The organism is Sphingobium sp. LF-16 (assembly GCF_003711185.1).
GTDB lineage: Bacteria > Pseudomonadota > Alphaproteobacteria > Sphingomonadales > Sphingomonadaceae > Sphingobium > Sphingobium yanoikuyae_A.
In genome coordinates, this window is sequence record NZ_CP029335.1 from 3234181 (window position 1) to 3251964 (window position 17784).

General features: G+C 65.3%; 20 protein-coding genes and 1 tRNA gene. 18 read left to right on the forward strand and 3 right to left on the reverse strand.

Going from position 1 to position 17784, the window contains the following annotated elements; translation table 11 throughout:
* Positions 1-25: 25 nt before the first annotated feature.
* From DIZ22_RS15035 to DIZ22_RS15050, 4 genes are all read left to right on the forward strand, one after another.
* The gene (locus tag DIZ22_RS15035) at positions 26-637 is read left to right on the forward strand and encodes a hypothetical protein (RefSeq protein WP_010339525.1); all 612 of its coding nucleotides are present in this window, start codon (positions 26-28) and stop codon (positions 635-637) included.
* Between the two features lie 78 nt (positions 638-715).
* The gene (locus DIZ22_RS15040) at positions 716-1315 is read left to right on the forward strand and encodes an OB-fold-containig protein (protein ID WP_010339526.1); all 600 of its coding nucleotides are present in this window, start codon (positions 716-718) and stop codon (positions 1313-1315) included.
* A gap of 9 nt (positions 1316-1324) precedes the next feature.
* Positions 1325-3040 (forward strand): flotillin domain-containing protein, encoded by a 1716-nt coding sequence (locus DIZ22_RS15045; protein ID WP_010339527.1) that lies wholly within the window; start codon positions 1325-1327, stop codon positions 3038-3040.
* 150 nt (positions 3041-3190) lie between these two features.
* Positions 3191-3772, forward strand: a complete 582-nt coding sequence (locus tag DIZ22_RS15050) for a porin family protein (RefSeq protein ID WP_010339528.1) — start codon at positions 3191-3193, stop codon at positions 3770-3772.
* Between the two features lie 71 nt (positions 3773-3843).
* Here DIZ22_RS15050 and DIZ22_RS15055 read toward each other — a convergent pair whose 3' ends face one another.
* Positions 3844-4236, reverse strand: coding sequence for a gamma-glutamylcyclotransferase family protein (locus DIZ22_RS15055; protein ID WP_029547989.1), 393 nt, complete (start codon positions 4234-4236; stop codon positions 3844-3846).
* A gap of 346 nt (positions 4237-4582) precedes the next feature.
* Between DIZ22_RS15055 and DIZ22_RS15060 the strand changes: the two genes are divergently transcribed.
* A complete protein-coding gene (locus DIZ22_RS15060) occupies positions 4583-4768 on the forward strand; it encodes a PspC domain-containing protein (protein WP_004208760.1) in 186 nt (61 codons plus the stop codon).
* Between the two features lie 317 nt (positions 4769-5085).
* Here the strand turns inward: DIZ22_RS15060 and DIZ22_RS15065 are convergent, their stop codons facing one another.
* Positions 5086-5835, reverse strand: coding sequence for a DUF72 domain-containing protein (locus DIZ22_RS15065; protein WP_048939420.1), 750 nt, complete (start codon positions 5833-5835; stop codon positions 5086-5088).
* A 120-nt stretch (positions 5836-5955) separates the two neighbouring features.
* Here DIZ22_RS15065 and DIZ22_RS15070 point away from each other — a divergent pair, with 120 nt between their 5' ends.
* Positions 5956-6192, forward strand: coding sequence for a DUF2061 domain-containing protein (locus tag DIZ22_RS15070; RefSeq protein ID WP_017499658.1), 237 nt, complete (start codon positions 5956-5958; stop codon positions 6190-6192).
* 4 nt (positions 6193-6196) lie between these two features.
* On the opposite strand, the gene DIZ22_RS15075 is transcribed toward DIZ22_RS15070, so the two are convergent.
* Positions 6197-6871 (reverse strand): peptidylprolyl isomerase, encoded by a 675-nt coding sequence (locus DIZ22_RS15075; RefSeq protein ID WP_048939421.1) that lies wholly within the window; start codon positions 6869-6871, stop codon positions 6197-6199.
* A gap of 271 nt (positions 6872-7142) precedes the next feature.
* Here DIZ22_RS15075 and DIZ22_RS15080 point away from each other — a divergent pair, with 271 nt between their 5' ends.
* From DIZ22_RS15080 to DIZ22_RS15135, 12 genes are all read left to right on the forward strand, one after another.
* A complete protein-coding gene (locus tag DIZ22_RS15080; RefSeq protein WP_010339532.1) occupies positions 7143-8267 on the forward strand; it encodes an 8-amino-7-oxononanoate synthase in 1125 nt (374 codons plus the stop codon).
* Complete coding sequence (gene bioD, locus DIZ22_RS15085; RefSeq protein WP_010339533.1) at positions 8264-8896, forward strand: dethiobiotin synthase; 633 nt, start codon at positions 8264-8266, stop codon at positions 8894-8896. Before DIZ22_RS15080 ends, bioD begins: the two co-directional genes overlap by 4 nt.
* A gap of 107 nt (positions 8897-9003) precedes the next feature.
* Positions 9004-11046 (forward strand): M13-type metalloendopeptidase, encoded by a 2043-nt coding sequence (locus DIZ22_RS15090; RefSeq protein ID WP_048939422.1) that lies wholly within the window; start codon positions 9004-9006, stop codon positions 11044-11046.
* A 204-nt stretch (positions 11047-11250) separates the two neighbouring features.
* Positions 11251-11661, forward strand: a complete 411-nt coding sequence (locus tag DIZ22_RS15095; RefSeq protein ID WP_122928370.1) for a DUF4168 domain-containing protein — start codon at positions 11251-11253, stop codon at positions 11659-11661.
* Between the two features lie 113 nt (positions 11662-11774).
* Positions 11775-13607, forward strand: coding sequence for a sodium:proton antiporter (locus DIZ22_RS15100; RefSeq protein ID WP_010339535.1), 1833 nt, complete (start codon positions 11775-11777; stop codon positions 13605-13607).
* Complete coding sequence (locus DIZ22_RS15105) at positions 13604-14227, forward strand: OmpA family protein (protein WP_010339536.1); 624 nt, start codon at positions 13604-13606, stop codon at positions 14225-14227. The genes DIZ22_RS15100 and DIZ22_RS15105 overlap by 4 nt, the downstream gene beginning before the upstream one ends.
* A 32-nt stretch (positions 14228-14259) precedes the next feature.
* A complete protein-coding gene (locus DIZ22_RS15110) occupies positions 14260-15549 on the forward strand; it encodes an adenosylmethionine--8-amino-7-oxononanoate transaminase (protein ID WP_010339537.1) in 1290 nt (429 codons plus the stop codon).
* Between the two features lie 57 nt (positions 15550-15606).
* Positions 15607-15825: a translation initiation factor IF-1 gene (infA, locus tag DIZ22_RS15115; protein WP_003049127.1), complete on the forward strand. Its 219-nt coding sequence runs from the start codon at positions 15607-15609 to the stop codon at positions 15823-15825.
* Between the two features lie 12 nt (positions 15826-15837).
* Positions 15838-16425, forward strand: a complete 588-nt coding sequence (locus DIZ22_RS15120) for a nucleoside triphosphate pyrophosphatase (RefSeq protein ID WP_029547990.1) — start codon at positions 15838-15840, stop codon at positions 16423-16425.
* Positions 16426-16474: 49 nt separating this feature from the next.
* Positions 16475-17464, forward strand: a complete 990-nt coding sequence (locus DIZ22_RS15125) for a hypothetical protein (protein ID WP_048939423.1) — start codon at positions 16475-16477, stop codon at positions 17462-17464.
* The gene (yacG, locus tag DIZ22_RS15130; RefSeq protein WP_010339540.1) at positions 17454-17648 is read left to right on the forward strand and encodes a DNA gyrase inhibitor YacG; all 195 of its coding nucleotides are present in this window, start codon (positions 17454-17456) and stop codon (positions 17646-17648) included. The genes DIZ22_RS15125 and yacG overlap by 11 nt, the downstream gene beginning before the upstream one ends.
* Positions 17649-17697: 49 nt before the next feature.
* Positions 17698-17773: transfer RNA gene (locus DIZ22_RS15135), tRNA-Phe, on the forward strand.
* Positions 17774-17784 lie beyond the last annotated feature (11 nt).

Sequence of the window (17784 nt, forward strand, 5' to 3'; positions counted from 1 at the left end):
GATGATCGGGAACAGGACGCGGTGGATGACGGGTGCGCTGGTCGGCGCAGGACTGCTGCTGGGCAGCGTCGCCCCGGCACAGGCCCGGCCCCGCTATGACGATCGCTACTGGCATCACCGCCATGATCGCGGCAATGGCTTCGGCTTTGGCGACGCGGTCGGCATTGCCGCGCTGCTCGGCGCCGCCGTGGTGGTCGCCAATTCCGTCTCCAAGGACCGCAAGGACGCACGCGGCGCCGATATCGACAACCGCCCCTATGCCGACAATGACGCCCCGCCCCCGACCGGCGGCACCGATTATGGAGCGGATGCCGGCAACGCGGATGTCTACAGCCCCGAATCGCCCGCCCGCGCGGATGATTTTTCGGACGTCGCTGCCACCAACCAGAGCAATGACCAGCTGACCGACGCCTGCGCGCTGGCCGCGCGGGACGAGGCGCAGGGCCAGGCCGGCTATGCCGAAATCCGGCACATCGACGAGCCGCGCGCGACCGCCGACGGCTATAATATCGATGGCGAGGTCGAAACCCGCGCCAGCTATCGCGCCACCGAAGGCACCACCCGCCGCTTCACCTGCGCGATGAAGGACGGCCGCGTGGCAGAGGTCTATCTCAGCCGCGACGTGGCGATGCACTGAACTAAGACAGCGCGTCGCTTTATCCTGTCCCGGCGTCATTTCGTCGGATAGCATCGCCTCCGAATCAGGGGGTTATGGGTGGCAGGCTTTCTTCTCGCGCCGGAAAATATCGTTTTCGTGTCGGCCCTGCTGCTGATGCTGCTGATCGGTGGCGTCCAGGCGCTGGGCCTGGCTGGCGACGCCGATCTCGATCTGGACGCGGATGCAGACCTGCTCGGCTGGCTGGGCTTTGGCCGCCTGCCGCTGCTGGCGCTGATCGCCTTGTTCCTGACCTGCTTTGCCGTCATCGGCCTGCTTGGCCAGCAGGCGGCGCACGACCTTCTGGGTGCGATGCTGTCGCCCTGGATTGCGGTCCCGGCCGCCGGCGTCGCGGCCCTACCCGCCACCGGCCTTGCCGCCCGCCTGCTCGCGCCGCTGCTGCCCCGCGACCACAGCACGGCCATTCCGCTCGACCATCTGGTCGGCAGCCGTGCCCGCATCGTCACCGGCCGCGCGACCCGCGGCTCCCCCGCCCGCGCGCGGGTCGAGGATCATCATGGCCAGGCCCATTATGTCATGGTCGAGCCCGACAATGACGGCCAGGTGCTGGAGGAAGGCGAGACCATCCTGCTCGTGCGCCGCGAAGAGCATCTGTTCCGCGCCATCTCGCATGGCGACCATTATCTGCCCCGTCTCTAGGAGAGAGTCATGAATCTTCCCGCCGTGCAGGAGAGTTTCTCCATCCTGCCCTATGCGATGATCGCCGGCAGCGGCCTGCTCGTCCTGATCGTGCTGGGCATCGTCATCGCCCGCCTCTACAAGCGCGCATCCAAGGAAATCGGCTTTGTCCGCACCGGCTTCGGCGGAGAAAAGGTGGTGATGAACGGCGGCGCGCTGGTGCTGCCGATCTTCCACGAGACCATGCCGGTCAACATGAACACCGTCCGCCTGGCGGTCGAACGCAAGAATAGCGACGCGCTGATCACGCTCGATCGCCTGCGCATCGACGTGAAGGCGGAATTCTATGTCCGCGTGAAGCCCGATGCCCAGTCGATCGCCACCGCCGCGCAGACGCTGGGCATGCGCACCATGAATCCCGAAGCCCTGAAGGAACTGGTCGAGGGCAAGTTCGTCGACGCGCTGCGCTCGGTCGCGGCCGGCATGACCATGAATCAGCTGCACGAACAGCGTGGTGATTTCGTGCAGAAGGTGCAGCAGGTCTCCTCGGTCGACCTTGCGATGAACGGCCTCGAACTGGAGAGCGTTTCGCTCACCGGCCTCGACCAGACCTCGATCGAACATTTCAACGCCAACAACGCCTTCGATGCCGAGGGTCTGACCAAGCTCACCGAGCAGATCGAACTGCGCAAGAAGTCGCGCAACGACATCGAGCAGGAAACCCGCGTCCAGATCGAAACCAAAAATCTGGAGGCCGAGCGCCAGTCCCTGCTGATCGCCCGCGACGCCGAATTTGCCCGGCTGGAGCAGGAACGCGAGGTTGAGATGCGCCGCGCCGCCCAGGTCGCCGAAGTCGCCCGCGAACAGTCGCTGCGCAGCCAGGAAGCCGACCAGGCCCGGATCGAGGCGAAGAAGCTGGTCGACAGCCAGCAGATCGAGGCCGACCGCGCCGTGCAGCAGGCCAAGATCGCCCAGGCCCAGGCGCTCGAACTGGCGCGCCAGGAACAGCAGATCGCGGTCCAGAACAAGAGCCGCGAGGAAAGCCAGGCCAAGGCCGAAGCCGACGAGGCCCGTGCCAAGGCGGTTGCCGCCGAAGAACAGGTGCAGACCAGCCGCGCGACCGAGATCGCCGAACGCACCAAGCGGATCGAACTGATCGACGCCGCGCGCGAGGCGGAGCGCGCCGCCATCCAGATCCGGGTCGAGGCGGAAGCCGAGAAACAGGCGGCTGCTGACCGCGCCGAAGCGCTGCGCGTGGCGGCCGAAGGTGAGGCCGAAGCCGCCAAGCTGCGCGCCGAGGCCGATCGCGTCCGCTTCGAGGTGGAGGCCGCCGGCCAACGCGCAGTCAACGAAGCGGCAAACCTGCTGTCCTCCGACCAGATGTCGCTGCAAACCAAGCTCGCTTTGCTCAAGGTGTTGCCCGACCTGGTGCGCGAGGCGGCCAAGCCGATGGAATCGATCGACTCGATCAAGATCGTGCAGGTCGACGGCCTTACCGGCCAGAGCGGCGGTGCGGGCGCGGACGGCCTGGTGAGCGCCGGTGGCGACCAGAATCTCGCCAGCGCCGCGGTGTCCGCCGCGCTGCGCTACCGTGCCCAGGCGCCGGTGATCGACGGGCTGATGAAAGAACTGGGCCTCGACGGCTCCAGCCTCGACAGCCTGGTCAAGAGCGCGGTCGATCCCGCTCCGGTGGCGCCCGTCATCGTCGAGAAGATCCTGCCGAAGAAGGACCAGCTTCAGAACTGATCCTCCCGCATTGGCGCATCGGCCGGCCACCGGATTGTCTCGCAACGCGAGACAGTCTGGTGCGCCGCCGCCGGCTTATCATGCCCGCCTTTTTCCCTATTTCGAGCCCATCTCGAACAAATGGGAAAAGGGATAGACATGATGAGAAACATGACCAGCACCGCGGCAGCCATCGGCCTTGCCCTCGCCTGCGGCACCGCCCATGCCGAAAGCTTCCAGGGCCCCTATGTCGGCGTCCAGGCGGGCTGGAACCGCGACAGCATCGGCAGCGCCAACAGCGATGTCGGCCGTCTCGACCTGCATGAATCGCGCGACGCCTTCTTCGGTGGCGGATTTGCCGGTTATGATCATCAGCTTACCGACAAGATCGTGGTCGGCGTGGAGGCCGGTTTCGACATCGCCGCCGATGACGCATCGCGCGTCGGCGGAGCGCTGATCGATCCCAATTACAGCTTCGATATCGGCGCCCGCGCCGGCTATGTCGTCGGCGGCAACACCCTGCTCTATGTCCGGGGCAGCTACGAGAATATGCGCGCCCGTATCGCGCTCAGCGACGCCAGCGGCACCCTGTCGGGCCATGACAGTTTCGACGGCTGGGGCGTGGGTGCCGGCGTCGAGCGCTTCGTCGCCGACAAGGTGACGGCGCGTATCGAATATCGATATAGTGACCTTGGCGACGGCGGCAAGTTCGACCGGCACCAGACCCTGGTCGGCCTCGCCTATCATTTCTGATCGTCAGCCGGGACGGGCAGGCGCAAGGCAGCCCTGCCCGTCCAGAGGCCAGAGTCATCCATTCCAGCGGATCAGCGCTCCGCCAGATAATCGCCGCTGGCGATCACCCGATGTCCGGTAACGGACAGGGCGTACAGATAGACCCAGGCCGAGACCGGGCCATCCGTCGTTTCCACCATGCGGCGTTCGCGCCGATATTCATGGGGCAACGGATCGTCGGGCGAGCATTCCTCATAGGCGTCGAGCTGCGCCAGCAGCGCCTCCGCTTCGGGCAGCGCGAACAGGTCGCCATGCACGCGCCCCGCCTCCCCCGGCACGAAACCGGGATAATCCGCCACCTGATAGAGTTTCCCGCCGATCCAGCCGGCCCCGATCCACTCGGCGCGATCGGCAAGCCAATGCGCCATCGGCCCATCAAGGCCCGGTCGCAGCGTGCCATAAACGAAAAGCAACGGCCTATTCATTGCCTACCTGTAACTTTCACCGATTGACGGCGAATTTTCCCAACCATCGGATTTTTTCGCATTACGGAAAAATAAGCCTCTGAGGAAAACCCACGGATTTCCGCCAAAAATCGAAACTGGCACGCCGCCTGCAATATCGTCTGACATCAAGGCCGGACGGTCCGGCCAGGAAATATCTAGGGAGTGAGTATCATGTCCATCGCCAAGTTCCAGAGCGTCGCCCTCGCCTTTGTCGGCGCCGTCATCTTCGCCAGCCTGTTCGTCGGCGCGGCGGTTCCGGTTGCCCCGATCGCCTGATCGGGCAACCGCCCCTTTCCCATCACAGATATTATTGAAGGCCAGATCCATGAACAACAGCTTCACCCTCGACCGCCGCAACGCGAAGATCATGGGCGTGTGCGCCGGCATCGCCAACCGCACCGGGCTGGATGTCACGCTGATCCGCGTTGCCCTGGTGCTGCTGACCCTGTGCGCCCTGGGCCCGATCGGCGTCGTGGCCTATCTGCTCGCCGGCTGGCTGGCCGAGGGTTGATCCCTCGCCGCCACCGGAAGGCAGGGTTTCCGGATACAAAAGCGCCGCCCCGGCATATGCCCTGGGCGGCCTTTTTATGCCCCACATTGGCGGGACAAGGATGAGCGCGATCTGCGCTTAAGCGTACAGCACCGAGTAGAAGGTCAGCATCTGGACGCTGACCGCAACCACCAGCGCAGTCGCCTGAAAGGCCTGACGCATATTGGACTCCATCATTGGAACGACATCCCGGATCGGGATGCAGCGCCATATGATGATTTCACATCATTGTAACAATCGCAAAGCCTGACATGCCAATTGCATCAAACGCAATTATGTCACAGCTGTTGCTCCAGAGCCATGATGGTCGCGCGCGCCGCTGCCGGGTTCCGGACCTTGGCGCCGCTGATGTAGAAGAGATAGGCGTCGCCCTGCGCCGTCTGCGCCTTTGCCCGATCGGCCCAGCCGGCGATGTCCGTCGCGGTATAGCCGGTCTCCTCTTCCTCCCGGCTGCGCATCAGCCGGCTGTAGGAAAAACCGACATCATGGCCGGTGATTGCCGGATAATCGTCATGATCGGCCAGCACCACCGCCACGCCCGCGTCGCGTGCCAGCGCCAGGCAGGCCGGATCATCGAAGCTTTCGTGCCGCACCTCCAGCGCATGGCGCAGCGCCACGCCATCGACGCTGGCCGGCAACAATTGCAGGAAGGCGCCGAAATCATCGGGGTCAAACTTCTTGGTCGGCATGAACTGCCACAGGATCGGCCCCAGCCGGTCGCCCAGTTCGACGATCCCCTGCTGGACGAATTTCTGGATCGACTCGCCCGCCTCCGCCAGCACGCGGCGATTGGTGCAGAATCGCGACGCCTTGACCGCGAACTGGAAGCCGTCGGGCACCGCCTGCGCCCAGCCGGCAAAGGTCGCCGGCTTCTGGCTGCTATAATAGGTGGCGTTGATCTCCGTCGCGGTCAGTTGCACGCCGACATAGGCCAGTTCATCCTTCTGGCGCATGCCGACGGGATAGAAGCTGCCGCGCCAGGGTTCATAGACCCATCCGCCGATGCCGACCCTGATCCGTCCCGTCATGAAGATCCTCCCTGCGCCATATTGATCGCCCGGAACGATCAGAGCCAGCGGGAAAAGCCATTGGCGATTATTGCGAACAATTCTTAATTATCGGGCAACAGCTTTCAAAGGGGTTCCGCCATGTCGCTCGATCTCATCAAGACCGCCACCTATTTGTCGATCCACCTGACCGTGGGCTTCACCGTCGCCTATCTGATGACCGGATCGGTCGCGCTGGCCGGCGGCATCGCGCTGGTCGAACCGATGGTCAATGCGGTCGCCTTCTTCTTCCACGAACAGGCCTGGAAGCGCTTCACCGCCCGGCCGCCGCGCAATGCCGGACGCGACTGGATGCGCGGTCAGGCGGCGATCGCCTGATCCCTCACTTCTTCGGGCGCGGCTTGGCCCGCGGGATCAGCCAGGGCTTCACCTTGCCGGTCGGCCGCGCCTTTCCGTCCAGCCGTCGCACATGCCGGATGATGATCGGCTTGACGATCATCTGCCCGCGCATCGGCCCCGTGCCGCAACAGGTCGGCACCGCCAGGATGCGACGCACCACGTCCATGCCGGCCACCACATGGCCAAAGGCGGCATAGCCGATCGAACTGCCCTGCGCGTCCATCCTCGGCGTCGGGCCTACCGTGATGAAGAAATTGCCCGATGCCGAATTGGGCCGGTCGGGCCGGGCCATCGACAATGTCGCGTCGAGATGCCTGATCCCGGTCTGGCTGGTCGGCTCATGCCGGACCGGCGGCAAGGCCCGGCGCAGGTCGGTATCGATCCCGCCCTGGATCAGCCCATATCTGGGATCGCTCTTGCGCCGCGCCGCCCGGTAGAAGACCGTGCCGTCGAGCCGCTGGTCGTCGGCATAGGCCAGGAAATTGGCGCTGGTCAGCGGCGCCCGGCGCTGGTCGAGCGCCACGATGATGGTCCCGACCGACGTATCAATCGCCACCCGCGTATAGCCGGGGGTCGGCCGATTGGCGGGTTGGGCATGGGCCAGACCGGGTAACAGGGCGAACAGGAAGACGGCAAGACGGCAGGCAACGGAACGCATCGACACGGGGTACTCGTCGGGGAGGGAGGATGCCGAGGCTATCGACCGCGCAGCGCGGACGCAACCAAGCAACAGGGCGCCTGCCCTTTGCCGATATGCCGCTTATGCTGTCCTACAGCATGTCACCGCCCTATATTGCCCGGCCTCGGCGATCGAACAGCATTGTAACGAAATTTCCCACATTTGAATGAAGATGACAAAATGTGCGGGAAATGTGCGAAGTTAAGCGCTTGCTTGCCCGGCTCGGGGTGGGGGCCTATAGCCCGCGGCCATGAGCAGCGAACCCTTCCGCACGCAACTCGCAGCGCTTGAATCGCGGGGGCGCCTGCGCCACCTGATCCCTCGCGCCGGGCGTGATTTTGCCTCCAACGACTATCTTGGCCTCGCGTCCGATCCGATGATCGGCCAGGCCGTTGCCGATGCCGTCGCGCGCGGCGTGCCGGTCGGTTCGGGCGGCTCGCGCCTGCTGCGCGGCAATGCCCCCGAACATGAAGGGCTGGAGGCCAAGGCCGCGGAATTCTTCCGCACCCAGGCGTCGCTGTTCCTGGCCAATGGCTTCCTCGCCAACATGGCGCTGTTCGCGACCCTGCCACAGCGCGGCGACCTGATCGTCGCGGACGAACTGATCCATGCCAGTGTCCATGACGGCATCCGCCTGTCGAAGGCGACCGCGGTCTTCGCCCGTCACAATGACCTGCAGAGCTTCGCCGACCTCATCACCGCCTTCCGCGCCGAAGGGGGCAAGGGCCGGATCTGGATCGCGGTCGAAACGCTCTATTCGATGGACGGCGACATGACGCCGCTCGGCGATCTCGCCAAGCTGGCCGCCACCCATGATGCGATGCTGCTGCTGGACGAAGCCCATGGCACCGGCGTCTTCGGTCCCGGCGGGCGCGGCCTGTCGGCCGGCCTCGACGGGCTGCACAATGTCATCACCCTCCACACCTGTGGCAAGGCGATGGGCGTGGAGGGCGCGCTGATCTGCGGCCCGCGCATCCATATCGACTATCTCATCAACCGCGCCCGCCCCTTCATCTTCTCGACCGCGCCGTCACCGCTGATGGCGGTCGCCGCCTCCGCCGCGATCGACCGGATCGAGACCGCCGACAATCGCCGCGACCGGCTGGCGACGCTGCGCCAGGACGCGGTCGAGGCGATCTGCGCGCCGCTCGGCCTGCCCCGTCCGCGCAGCCAGATCATCCCGCTGATCCTGGGCGAGGATGCGCGCACCATGGCCGCCGCCGCCGCCTTGCAGGAGGCCGGCTTTGACGTGCGTGGCATCCGGCCGCCGACCGTGCCCGCCGGCACCAGCCGCCTGCGCATCTCGCTCTCGCTCAATGTCGGGCGGGCTGATGTGATCGCGCTGGGCGACGTGCTGCGCCGGGTCGCCCGATGACCCGCCTGATCGTCACCGGCACCGATACCGACATTGGCAAGACCGTCTTCGCCGCCGGCCTCGCCGCGGCGCTGGGTGCCTATTATTGGAAGCCGATCCAGGCCGGCGTCGATCCGCAGGGCGACAAGGAGCGGGTTGCCACCCTGTCGGGCCTGCCGCCCGAACGCATCCTGCCCGAAGCCTATCGCCTCGCCACGCCGGCCTCGCCGCATCTTGCCGCGCGGATCGATGGCGTCGACATCTCGCTCGATCGCCTGGCCCTGCCCAGGGTCGACGGGCCGCTGGTGGTGGAAGGGGCCGGCGGCGTGCTGGTGCCGGTCAGCGAAAGCCTGCTGATGGCGGACCTGTTCGCCTATTGGGGCCAGCCCGCAATCCTGTGCGCTCGCACCGGCCTTGGCACGATCAACCACAGCCTGCTCAGCATAGAGGCGCTGCGCGCGCGCGGTGTCCATGTCGTCGGCATCGCCTTCATCGGGGATGCGCATGAGGAGAATGAGCGGATCATCCCGCACATCGCCGGCGTCCCCAGCCTGGGGCGCCTGCCGCTGCTCGATCCGCTCGACCGGGACAGTCTGGCGGCCGCCTTCAGGGCGCACATACACCTTCCCGATAATTTCAACGGCCGATAATTTTCGACCAACGACATGGACATGCCGCTTTGACGGGCGTTGAACTGCCCGCCAGAACGGACAGAGTGAATGACGTCCGATCCAGACGAAGCAAGGGAATAGCCTTCATGAAGTTCCTCCTGATGGGCGCTGCCGCCACCGGCCTCGCGCTCGCCGCGACCGTGGCCTATGCCGACCAGCCCGCCACCACGACCGCCACTGCCCCGGCCGCCAAGCCGACCTATGGCACTTACGGCTTCGACACCGCCGGCATGGACAGCTCGGTCAAGCCCGGCGACGATTTCTATGAATATGCCAATGGCACCTGGCTGAAGAACACGCCGATCCCGGCGGACAAGTCCAACTATGGCGCCTTCACCGTGCTGGATGAACTGTCGCAGAAGCGCACCCGCGAGATATTGGACGGCGCCAAGACCGATCCGAACAGCAAGATCGGCGTCGCCTATGCGACCTATCTGGACTCGGCGGCCGTCGAGGCGAAGGGCCTTGCCCCGATCAAGCCCTGGCTCGCCGAAATCGGCGCGGTCAAGGATCTGAAGGCCTATGCAGCCCTGTCCGGCAAGGCGGCCCGTGCCGGCGTGCGCGGCCCGTTCCGCTTCTATGTCGGCCAGGACGACAAGGATCCCGAAACCTACATCCTCTCGATGATGCAGGGTGGCCTGGGCCTGCCCGACCGCGACTATTATCTCGATCAGGGCGAGAAGATGGCGGCGGTCCGCACCGCCTATGTCGCCCATCTCGAACAGATGCTGACCCTGCTGGGCGAACCCAATGCCAAGGCGCGCGCCGCCGCGCTGATGGCGTTCGAGACCGAGATCGCCAAGGTCCACTGGACCCAGGTCGACAGCCGCGACGCGGACAAGACCTATAACAAGATGACCCTCGCCGCGCTGCAGAAGGCCGCGCCCGGTTTCGACTTCGCCGCCTATTTCGGCGCCGTTGGTCTCAAGCCCACCGACCTGCTGGTCGCCCAGCCCTCCGCCGTCACCGGCGAAGCCGCGCTGATTGCCAAGGCGCCGATCGGCGTGCTGAAGGACAGCCTGCTGCTGCGTAGCGTCCACAGCTATGCCGACTATCTGCCCGACAACATCGCCAGCGCCGATTTCGCCTTTTTCGGTACCACCCTGTCGGGCACGCCCGAGCGCGAGGAACGTTGGAAGCGCGGCGTCACCTTCCTCAAGGAATCGCTGGGTGAGGAAGTCGGCAAGGTCTATGTCGCCAAATATTTCCCGCCCGAAACCAAGGCGGCGATGGACCAGCTGGTCAAGAATGTCCTGTCCGCTATGGGCCGCCGCATCGACGGCCTGCCGTGGATGAGCGACGAGGCCAAGGCCCGCGCCCACAAGAAACTGGCCGCCTTCACGCCCAAGATCGGCTATCCCGATCGCTGGCGCGACTATAGCGGCCTGACCATCAAATCGGGCGACCTGTTCGGCAATGCGATGCGCGCGAACCAGTTCGACTTCGACTATAATATCGGCAAGCTGGGCAAGCCCATCTATCGCTGGGAATGGGGCATGACCCCGATGGAGATCAACGCCTATGCCAATTTCGGCATGGTCGAGATCGTCTTCCCGGCCGCCATCCTACAGCCGCCCTTCTTTGACCCGAATGCCGATCCGGCGGTCAATTATGGCGGCATCGGCGCGGTGATCGGCCATGAACTCAGCCATCATTTCGACGACCAGGGCGCGAAATATGACGAGACCGGCAAGCTCAACCAGTGGTGGACCGATCAGGACGTCGCCAATTTCACGGCGCTGACCGCCAAGCTCGGCGCTCAATATGACGCCTATGAGCCCTTCCCCGGCGCGCATGTGAAGGGCGCCTTCACCATGGGCGAGAATATCGGCGATCTGGGCGGCCTGGCCGTCGCGCTCGACGCCTATCATGCCTCGCTGGGCGGCAAGGCCGCGCCGGTGATCGACGGCATGACCGGCGACCAGCGCTTCTTCCTGGGCTGGGCACAGGTGTGGCGCCGTAATTATCGCGAGGCCAATCTGCGCCAGCGCCTGGTCACCGATCCGCATGCGCCGTCGCAATATCGCGCCGACATCGTGCGCAATTTCGACGCCTGGTATGATGCGTTCAAGCCCGCGCCGGGCGGCAAGATCTATCTCGATCCCAAGGATCGGGTGAAGATCTGGTAAGCAGAATCGGGAAGGGCCGCTCATCGGGCGGCCCTTTTTCGTTGCGGCATGGAAATGAGGCCCACGACCGATCGTTTCCCCTTCGCGGCAGGCTGACCGGAACTTTTCCGCCATCTTTCTAATGCCACGCTTCATCCTGTCCGGACTTTTCCCCGGCCTGCTTTGTCCACAGCTTTGGGCGGTAGCAAAGCCAAGGAGAAGCACATGACGGGTCTCAACCTTTCGAACATCATCAAGACCGGTGTCGCGTCGGTCGCGCTGCTGGCAGCCTATTCCGTGTCGGCCCAGACGCCCGCTGCCCCCGCAGCATCGGCCCCCGCCGCCAGCGCCAGCAACTTCAGCGATGCCGACATCAAGCAGTTCGCGGCCGCCGCCGTCGAAGTGACCAAGATCCAGTCGGACAATGCGATTGCCGCCGCGGAAAAGCAGCCCAAGATGCTGGCCGCGCTGCAGTCGAAGGGCATTCCGCCCGAAAAGTTCAACGCCATCGGCCAGGCTGCGGCCGCCGACCCGGCCCTGCAGCAGCGGATTCAGGCTGCCGCCGGCACGCCGGCACCGGCCGCGCCCGCCAGCCCGGCGACCCCGGCTGATCCGGCAACCCCGCCGCAGCAATAAGCATATTTGCCACGGGAATGGCGGGTTCTCCCTTGCCCGCCATTCCCGCTCTGCGATCCGGTTCCCCAGATCGTTGAAAATAAAGGGGGTGACCATGGCGGCTTCGCCTGTCTATGGTCCCGGCCATGCATGAACAGGCCCTTGTAATCGCGCTGATCGGCATATTGGGCATCGGCGCCCAATGGATTGCCTGGCGCACCGGCTGGCCCGCCATCGCCCTGATGCTCGCCGCCGGCGTCATCGGTGGCCCGGTGACCGGCCTTATCGATCCCAAACTCACTTTTGGCGAACTGCTCGAACCCATGGTGTCGGTGGCGGTCGCCCTGATCCTGTTCGAAGGCGGGCTCAGCCTCAATTTCCGCGAACTGCGCAAGACCGACGGCGCCGTCACCCGGCTGGTGGTGCTGGGCGCGCCGATCGGATGGATATTGGGCGCGCTCGCCCTTTATTATGTCGCGGGCCTCGTCTGGCCGGTGGCGATCCTGTTTGCGGGCATTCTTGTGGTGACCGGGCCAACCGTGGTGCTGCCGCTGCTGCGCCAGTCCAACGTCGCCGCCCGGCCGCGCGCGATCCTCAAATGGGAAGCGATCGTCAACGATCCGGTCGGCGCGCTGCTCGGCCTTGCCACATACGAATATCTGCGTCGGTCGAGCGAGGGCAGCACGCTGGCGGCCGTCATTCTGTCGCTGGTCGCTGCCGCGATCATCGCCGGCCTGATCGGCTGGCTCGCCGCCCGCGCGATCGGCTGGGCGTTCCAGCGCGGCCATGTGCCGGAATATCTGAAAGCGCCAATCCTGCTGGTCGCCGTGATCGGCGTGTTCGTTCTCTCCAACCTCATCCAGGCGGAAACCGGCCTCGTCACCGTCACGGTGATGGGCGTGGCGCTCGCCAACATGAAATTCGATTCCCTGCGCGACATCCAACCGTTCAAGGAAAATGTCACCGTCCTGTTGATCTCGGGCGTGTTCGTGATCCTGTCGGCCTCGCTCGACCTTGATGTGCTGCGCCAGTTCGAATGGCGCTTCCTCGCCTATCTGCTGGTGCTGCTGTTCGTCGTCCGCCCGGCGACGGTGCTGCTCAGCCTCGCTTTCTCGCCGGTGCCCTGGAACGAACGGCTGCTGGTCGCCTGGATTGCGCCACGCGGTATCGTCGCGGTCGCCATTTCCGGCCTGTTCGCGCTGCGGCTCGATCGGCTGGGCTATGGCGATGGCGCGATCCTCGTCACCCTGTCCTTCTCGATTGTGGTTGCGACCATCCTGTTCCATGGCTTCTCGATCAAGCCGGTCGCCCGGCTGCTCAAGGTCACGGGCGCGCAGGACAAGGGCCTGCTGCTGGTCGGCGCCACGCCCTTCAGCCTCAGCCTTGCCGCCCAGCTGCGCCAGTTGGAGGTGCCGGTGATGATCGCCGACAATAGCTGGCAGCGTCTGGCCCCCGCCCGCCATGGCGGCATCCCGACCTATCATGGCGAGATATTGGCGGAGGCGACCGAGGAGCGGCTGGACCTGACCCAGTTCCAGGTGCTCGCCGCCACGTCGGAGAATGAGGCCTATAACGCGCTCGTCTGCAACGAGTTTGCGCCTGAAGTCGGCCGCGACAATGTCTATCAGCTGGGCGACGCCAGCGACGATCATGATCCGCGCGCGCTGCCGGAATCGCTGCGTGGCCGCGCCCTGTTCGATTCAGGCCTCGGCGTCGAGGAAATCATGATCCGCGAGGATGCCGGCTGGACCTTCCGCAAGACGCGGATCAGCGACCAGTTTGATTTCGAGGCGGCCAAGGCCGACCTGCCGGCCGATGCCGACATGCTCCTGCTGCTCCGCAAGAACGGCACGATGCGCTTCTTCACCCATGCGTCGCGACCGACGCCACAGCCGGGCGACACGATCCTGTCCTATGTGCCGCCCGCATCAAAGACCCGCAAGAAACCGGAAGGAGAGGAGGAATGAGGAGGCTCGCCCCCGCGCTGGCCCTGTGCGTCATGCTGGCGGCCTGTGATCGGCCCGCAGGCAATGCTGTTGATAACGTAGCCAACGCAGCCAATGCGTTGGGCAATGATATAGCCGCGAACGAGGCCGATAACGTCGCCGAGCCGGTCCGCTCGATCCTGCGCCCCGAAGTGGCCGAACCCGAAGCGCCGAAGATCGAACCGCTCGACGCTACCATCGCCTTTGGCACGTCCGGGCTGAAGCTGGACGATGCCGCCCGCGCCGCGCTCGATACGCTGGTCGAAACCCCGGCGATCAAGACCGGCGGGGCGATCACGTTGCGCGGCCATAGCGACAGCAAGGGCAATGACGGCGACAATCGCGTAGCCTCCCGCATCCGGGCCGAGGCGGTAGAGGCCTATCTGGTCGAAAAGGGCATCGCCAAGGATCGCATCAGCCTGATCGCGCTGGGCGAAACCAGGCCGGTCGCGCCCAATGCCAAGGAGGATGGCAGCGACGATCCTGAAGGTCGCGCGAAGAATCGCCGGGTCGACATCCATGTCGCGGTGCCCACGGTCGTGGTGCCGACGGCAGCCGTGCTACCCAGCATCTCGCCGGTGGATCGCAAGGACAAGCCATAGCCTTGGCCGCCGATCGGGCGTAGGGGACGCCGATGACCTCTCCTGTCTGGCACCCCTTCACCCAGCACGGCCTCAACGAGCCTATTCCCCATGTCATCCGGGCAGAGGGCGCGATCCTGCATCTGGCCGATGGCAGCAGTCTGATCGATGGCATTTCCAGTTGGTGGGTGACGACCCATGGCCATTGCCATCCGCGCATCGCCGCGGCCATCGCGCGCCAGGCTGGGCAGCTCGATCAGCTGATCTTCGCGGGCTATACCCATGAACCGGCCGAGGCAGTGGCGCGCGGCCTGGTCGATCTCATGCCACAGACGCCGGGCCGCGATCCCCTCGCCCATGTCTTCTTTTCCGACAGCGGATCGACCGCGGTGGAAGTGGCGCTCAAGATGGCGCTTGGCTATTGGCATAATCGCGCGCTCGACGGGCTGGGCGAGGCGCGCAGCCGCATCCTGGTGCTGGAACATAGCTATCATGGCGATACGATCGGGGCGATGTCGATCGGTGAGCGCGGTGTCTATAATGCCGCCTGGACGCCCCTGCTGTTCGATGTCGGCACTGTCCCTTTCCCGCATCCCGGTCGCGAGCAGGAGACGCTTGCCGCACTGGAGACGGCCTGCGCCGATCACCCGGCCGCCTTCATCGTCGAACCCCTGATCCTGGGAGCCGGTGGGATGCTGATCTATCCGCCGCATGTGCTGCGGGCGATGGCCGATATCTGCGCGCGCCACGATGTGCTGTTCATCGCGGACGAGGTGATGACCGGCTGGGGCCGCACCGGCACGCTGTTCGCCTGCGAGCAAGCGGGCGTGGTGCCCGACATCATGGCTGTGGCCAAGGGGATTACCGGCGGCGCCATTCCGCTTGCCGCGACGCTGGCGACCCCGCGCATCTTCGAGGCGCATCGCTCGACCGACCGGGCGCGCCTCTTCTACCATTCGTCCAGTTACACCGCGAACGCGATCGCCTGCGCTGCTGCTGCCGAAAATCTCGCCATCTGGGCCGAAGAGGATGTGCGTGGACGGATTGCGGCGCTGGCGCAGGGCATCGCCGATCGGCTGGCCTTGCTGGCCGGCCACCCCGCCTTCGCCAACCCGCGCCAGATCGGCACGATCATGGCGATCGACCTGGTTGCGGCCGACGCTGGCTATCTGTCAGATCTCGCGCCGCGCCTGCGTGCCTTCTTCCTGGAACGCGGCCTCTTGCTAAGGCCGCTCGGCAACACCATCTACCTCATGCCGCCCTATTGCATCGATACGCAGCAGCTCGATGCCGTCTTCGCGGCCCTCGTCGCAGCCGGTGATTATTTCGGTTCTGCGTCCTGACTTCCATTTTCCACGTTTTGGCGCTATGGCGGCGCGATTTTTCGATTCTGGGATATTATGGCCAAAGAAGAACTGCTTGAAATGCGCGGACAGGTTGTGGAGCTTCTCCCCAACGCCATGTTCCGCGTGCGCCTTGAGAATGATCATGAAATTCTCGGCCACACCGCTGGCAAGATGCGCAAGAACCGCATCCGCGTGCTGGTCGGTGACGAAGTGCTGGTCGAACTGACCCCCTACGACCTGACCAAGGGTCGGATCACCTACCGCTTCAAATAAGCCGCATTTTCGATGCGACTCATTCTAGCTTCGGCTTCCCCCAGACGGCGTGACCTTCTGGGGCAGATTGGCGTGCTTCCTGATGCCGTCGATCCTGCGGACATTGACGAAACCCCGCGCAAGACCGAATTGCCGGCCGCCTATGCTGCGCGTGTCGCCGCCGAAAAGGGCGCGCTGGTCGCTGCCCGTCATCCCGGCGCGCTGATCCTGTCGGGCGACACGGTGGTGGCCGCCGGCCGCCGCATTCTGCCCAAGGCGGAAAGCGAGGCGGAGGTCCGCGCCTGTCTCGACCTGCTGTCGGGGCGCCGGCACCGCGTCTACAGCGCCATCACCCTGATCGACGCTGCGGGCGTGGCACGGCATCGCCTGTCGACCAGCATCGTCATCTTCAAGCGGCTGGAGCGCAGCGAGATCGACCGCTATATTGCCAGCGGCGAAGGGCTGGGCAAGGCGGGTGGCTACGCCATTCAGGGCCGTGCCGCGGGCCTCATCCGCAGCATCCAGGGCAGCCATAGCGCGATCATGGGCCTGCCGCTTTACGAAACCCGCACGCTGCTTGAGGCAGCGGGCTATCCACTGGACCGTCGGGATTTCGAGTGAAATGGTACATTTCACGGCTCGGAAATCACGACAAGTAGGTAACTGAACGATGGCCGAATGGCTCTATGAAGAAGGCATTGGCGAGGCCCGTGCCGCGCTGATCGAAAAAGGGCGCATCGTCGAGGCGCTGATCGAGCGCGAGGGCGAGGTCGCCCGTGCAGGTGCCATCCTTCAGGGCCGTCTGGTCCAGACCATCATTCCGCGCAAGCGCGGCGTGGTGCGCCTGATCTCGGGCGAGGAAGTGCTGATCGAGCCGATCCCGCCCAAGGTGGCCGAGGGCGCCAATGTGCTGGTCGAAATCTTCCGCGAGGCGATCGCCGAGGAAGGGCGGGGCAAGCGCGCCAAGGGCCGCATCGCCCAGCCCGGTTCCAAGGTGCATCCGGGGCCCAGCCTGCTGCAGCGGCTGCGCGCCACCGATGTCGCCATCCGCCCCTGTCCCGCCCATGAGGAGGACCGGCTCGAAGCCCTTGGCTGGAGCGAACTGATGGAAGAGGCGGTCAGCGGCGAAGTCGGCGCCGAGGATGCGGCGCTGCGCATCTTCCTGACCCCCGCGATGATCCTGATCGACATCGACGGCAGCCTGCCGCCGGCCCAGCTCGGCCCCAAGGGCGCGAAGCTGTCGGCCCAGGCGATCCGCCGCATGGGGCTGGCTGGCTCGATCGGCATCGACCTGCCGACCATGAACAACAAGGACGAGCGCATCGTCGCGGCCGCGCAGATCGACAAATATCTGCCGCTGCCGTTCGAGCGGACGGCGGTCAACGGCTTCGGCTTCGTCCAGATCATCCGCCGTCGCGAACGCGCCAATCTGATGGAACTGCTGCGCGAGGATCCGGTGCTGACCGCCGCGCTGGCGCTGCTGCGCCGTGCCGAACGGCATGGTACGGGCGGCGCAGCGACGATCACCGCCGCGCCGGCGATCATCGACCTGCTGCACAAGCGTGCCGACTGGATCGAACAGCTCGCCCGCCGTCGGGGTGGCGAGGTCACGCTGCGCGCCGATTCCGCGCTGTCGCTGGCGGCCGGTCATGTCGCTTAAGGCCGGCGCCTGCCCGGTTTGCGGCCAGCCGGCACAGCCGGAAACCCGCCCCTTCTGCGGCAAGGGATGCCGCGATCGCGACCTGCTGCAATGGCTGGGCGAGGGCTATCGCGTGCCCGGCATGCCGGGCGACGAAGCCCTGCAAAAAAATGATAATTATGGGCTGGACAGCGAGCCGGATTGACGCCTATAGGCACGCCTCCATCCGGCGGTCACCTCCGCCGAGACCCGATGCCCGGGTAGCTCAGTTGGTAGAGCATGCGATTGAAAATCGCAGTGTCGGCGGTTCGAATCCGTCCCCGGGCACCATTTGTTCCCCT

Coding starts and splice junctions, on each gene's coding strand:
- DIZ22_RS15035 (WP_010339525.1), top strand. CDS start 26: ATGACGGGTGCGCTGGTCGGCGCAGGACTGCTGCTGGGCAGCGTCGCC.
- DIZ22_RS15045 (WP_010339527.1), top strand. CDS start 1,325: ATGAATCTTCCCGCCGTGCAGGAGAGTTTCTCCATCCTGCCCTATGCG.
- DIZ22_RS15050 (WP_010339528.1), top strand. CDS start 3,191: ATGACCAGCACCGCGGCAGCCATCGGCCTTGCCCTCGCCTGCGGCACC.
- DIZ22_RS15055 (WP_029547989.1), bottom strand. CDS start 4,236: ATGAATAGGCCGTTGCTTTTCGTTTATGGCACGCTGCGACCGGGCCTT.
- DIZ22_RS15060 (WP_004208760.1), top strand. CDS start 4,583: ATGAACAACAGCTTCACCCTCGACCGCCGCAACGCGAAGATCATGGGC.
- DIZ22_RS15065 (WP_048939420.1), bottom strand. CDS start 5,835: ATGACGGGACGGATCAGGGTCGGCATCGGCGGATGGGTCTATGAACCC.
- DIZ22_RS15070 (WP_017499658.1), top strand. CDS start 5,956: ATGTCGCTCGATCTCATCAAGACCGCCACCTATTTGTCGATCCACCTG.
- DIZ22_RS15075 (WP_048939421.1), bottom strand. CDS start 6,871: ATGCGTTCCGTTGCCTGCCGTCTTGCCGTCTTCCTGTTCGCCCTGTTA.
- DIZ22_RS15080 (WP_010339532.1), top strand. CDS start 7,143: ATGAGCAGCGAACCCTTCCGCACGCAACTCGCAGCGCTTGAATCGCGG.
- bioD (WP_010339533.1), top strand. CDS start 8,264: ATGACCCGCCTGATCGTCACCGGCACCGATACCGACATTGGCAAGACC.
- DIZ22_RS15090 (WP_048939422.1), top strand. CDS start 9,004: ATGAAGTTCCTCCTGATGGGCGCTGCCGCCACCGGCCTCGCGCTCGCC.
- DIZ22_RS15095 (WP_122928370.1), top strand. CDS start 11,251: ATGACGGGTCTCAACCTTTCGAACATCATCAAGACCGGTGTCGCGTCG.
- DIZ22_RS15100 (WP_010339535.1), top strand. CDS start 11,775: ATGGTCCCGGCCATGCATGAACAGGCCCTTGTAATCGCGCTGATCGGC.
- DIZ22_RS15105 (WP_010339536.1), top strand. CDS start 13,604: ATGAGGAGGCTCGCCCCCGCGCTGGCCCTGTGCGTCATGCTGGCGGCC.
- DIZ22_RS15110 (WP_010339537.1), top strand. CDS start 14,260: ATGACCTCTCCTGTCTGGCACCCCTTCACCCAGCACGGCCTCAACGAG.
- infA (WP_003049127.1), top strand. CDS start 15,607: ATGGCCAAAGAAGAACTGCTTGAAATGCGCGGACAGGTTGTGGAGCTT.
- DIZ22_RS15120 (WP_029547990.1), top strand. CDS start 15,838: ATGCGACTCATTCTAGCTTCGGCTTCCCCCAGACGGCGTGACCTTCTG.
- DIZ22_RS15125 (WP_048939423.1), top strand. CDS start 16,475: ATGGCCGAATGGCTCTATGAAGAAGGCATTGGCGAGGCCCGTGCCGCG.
- yacG (WP_010339540.1), top strand. CDS start 17,454: ATGTCGCTTAAGGCCGGCGCCTGCCCGGTTTGCGGCCAGCCGGCACAG.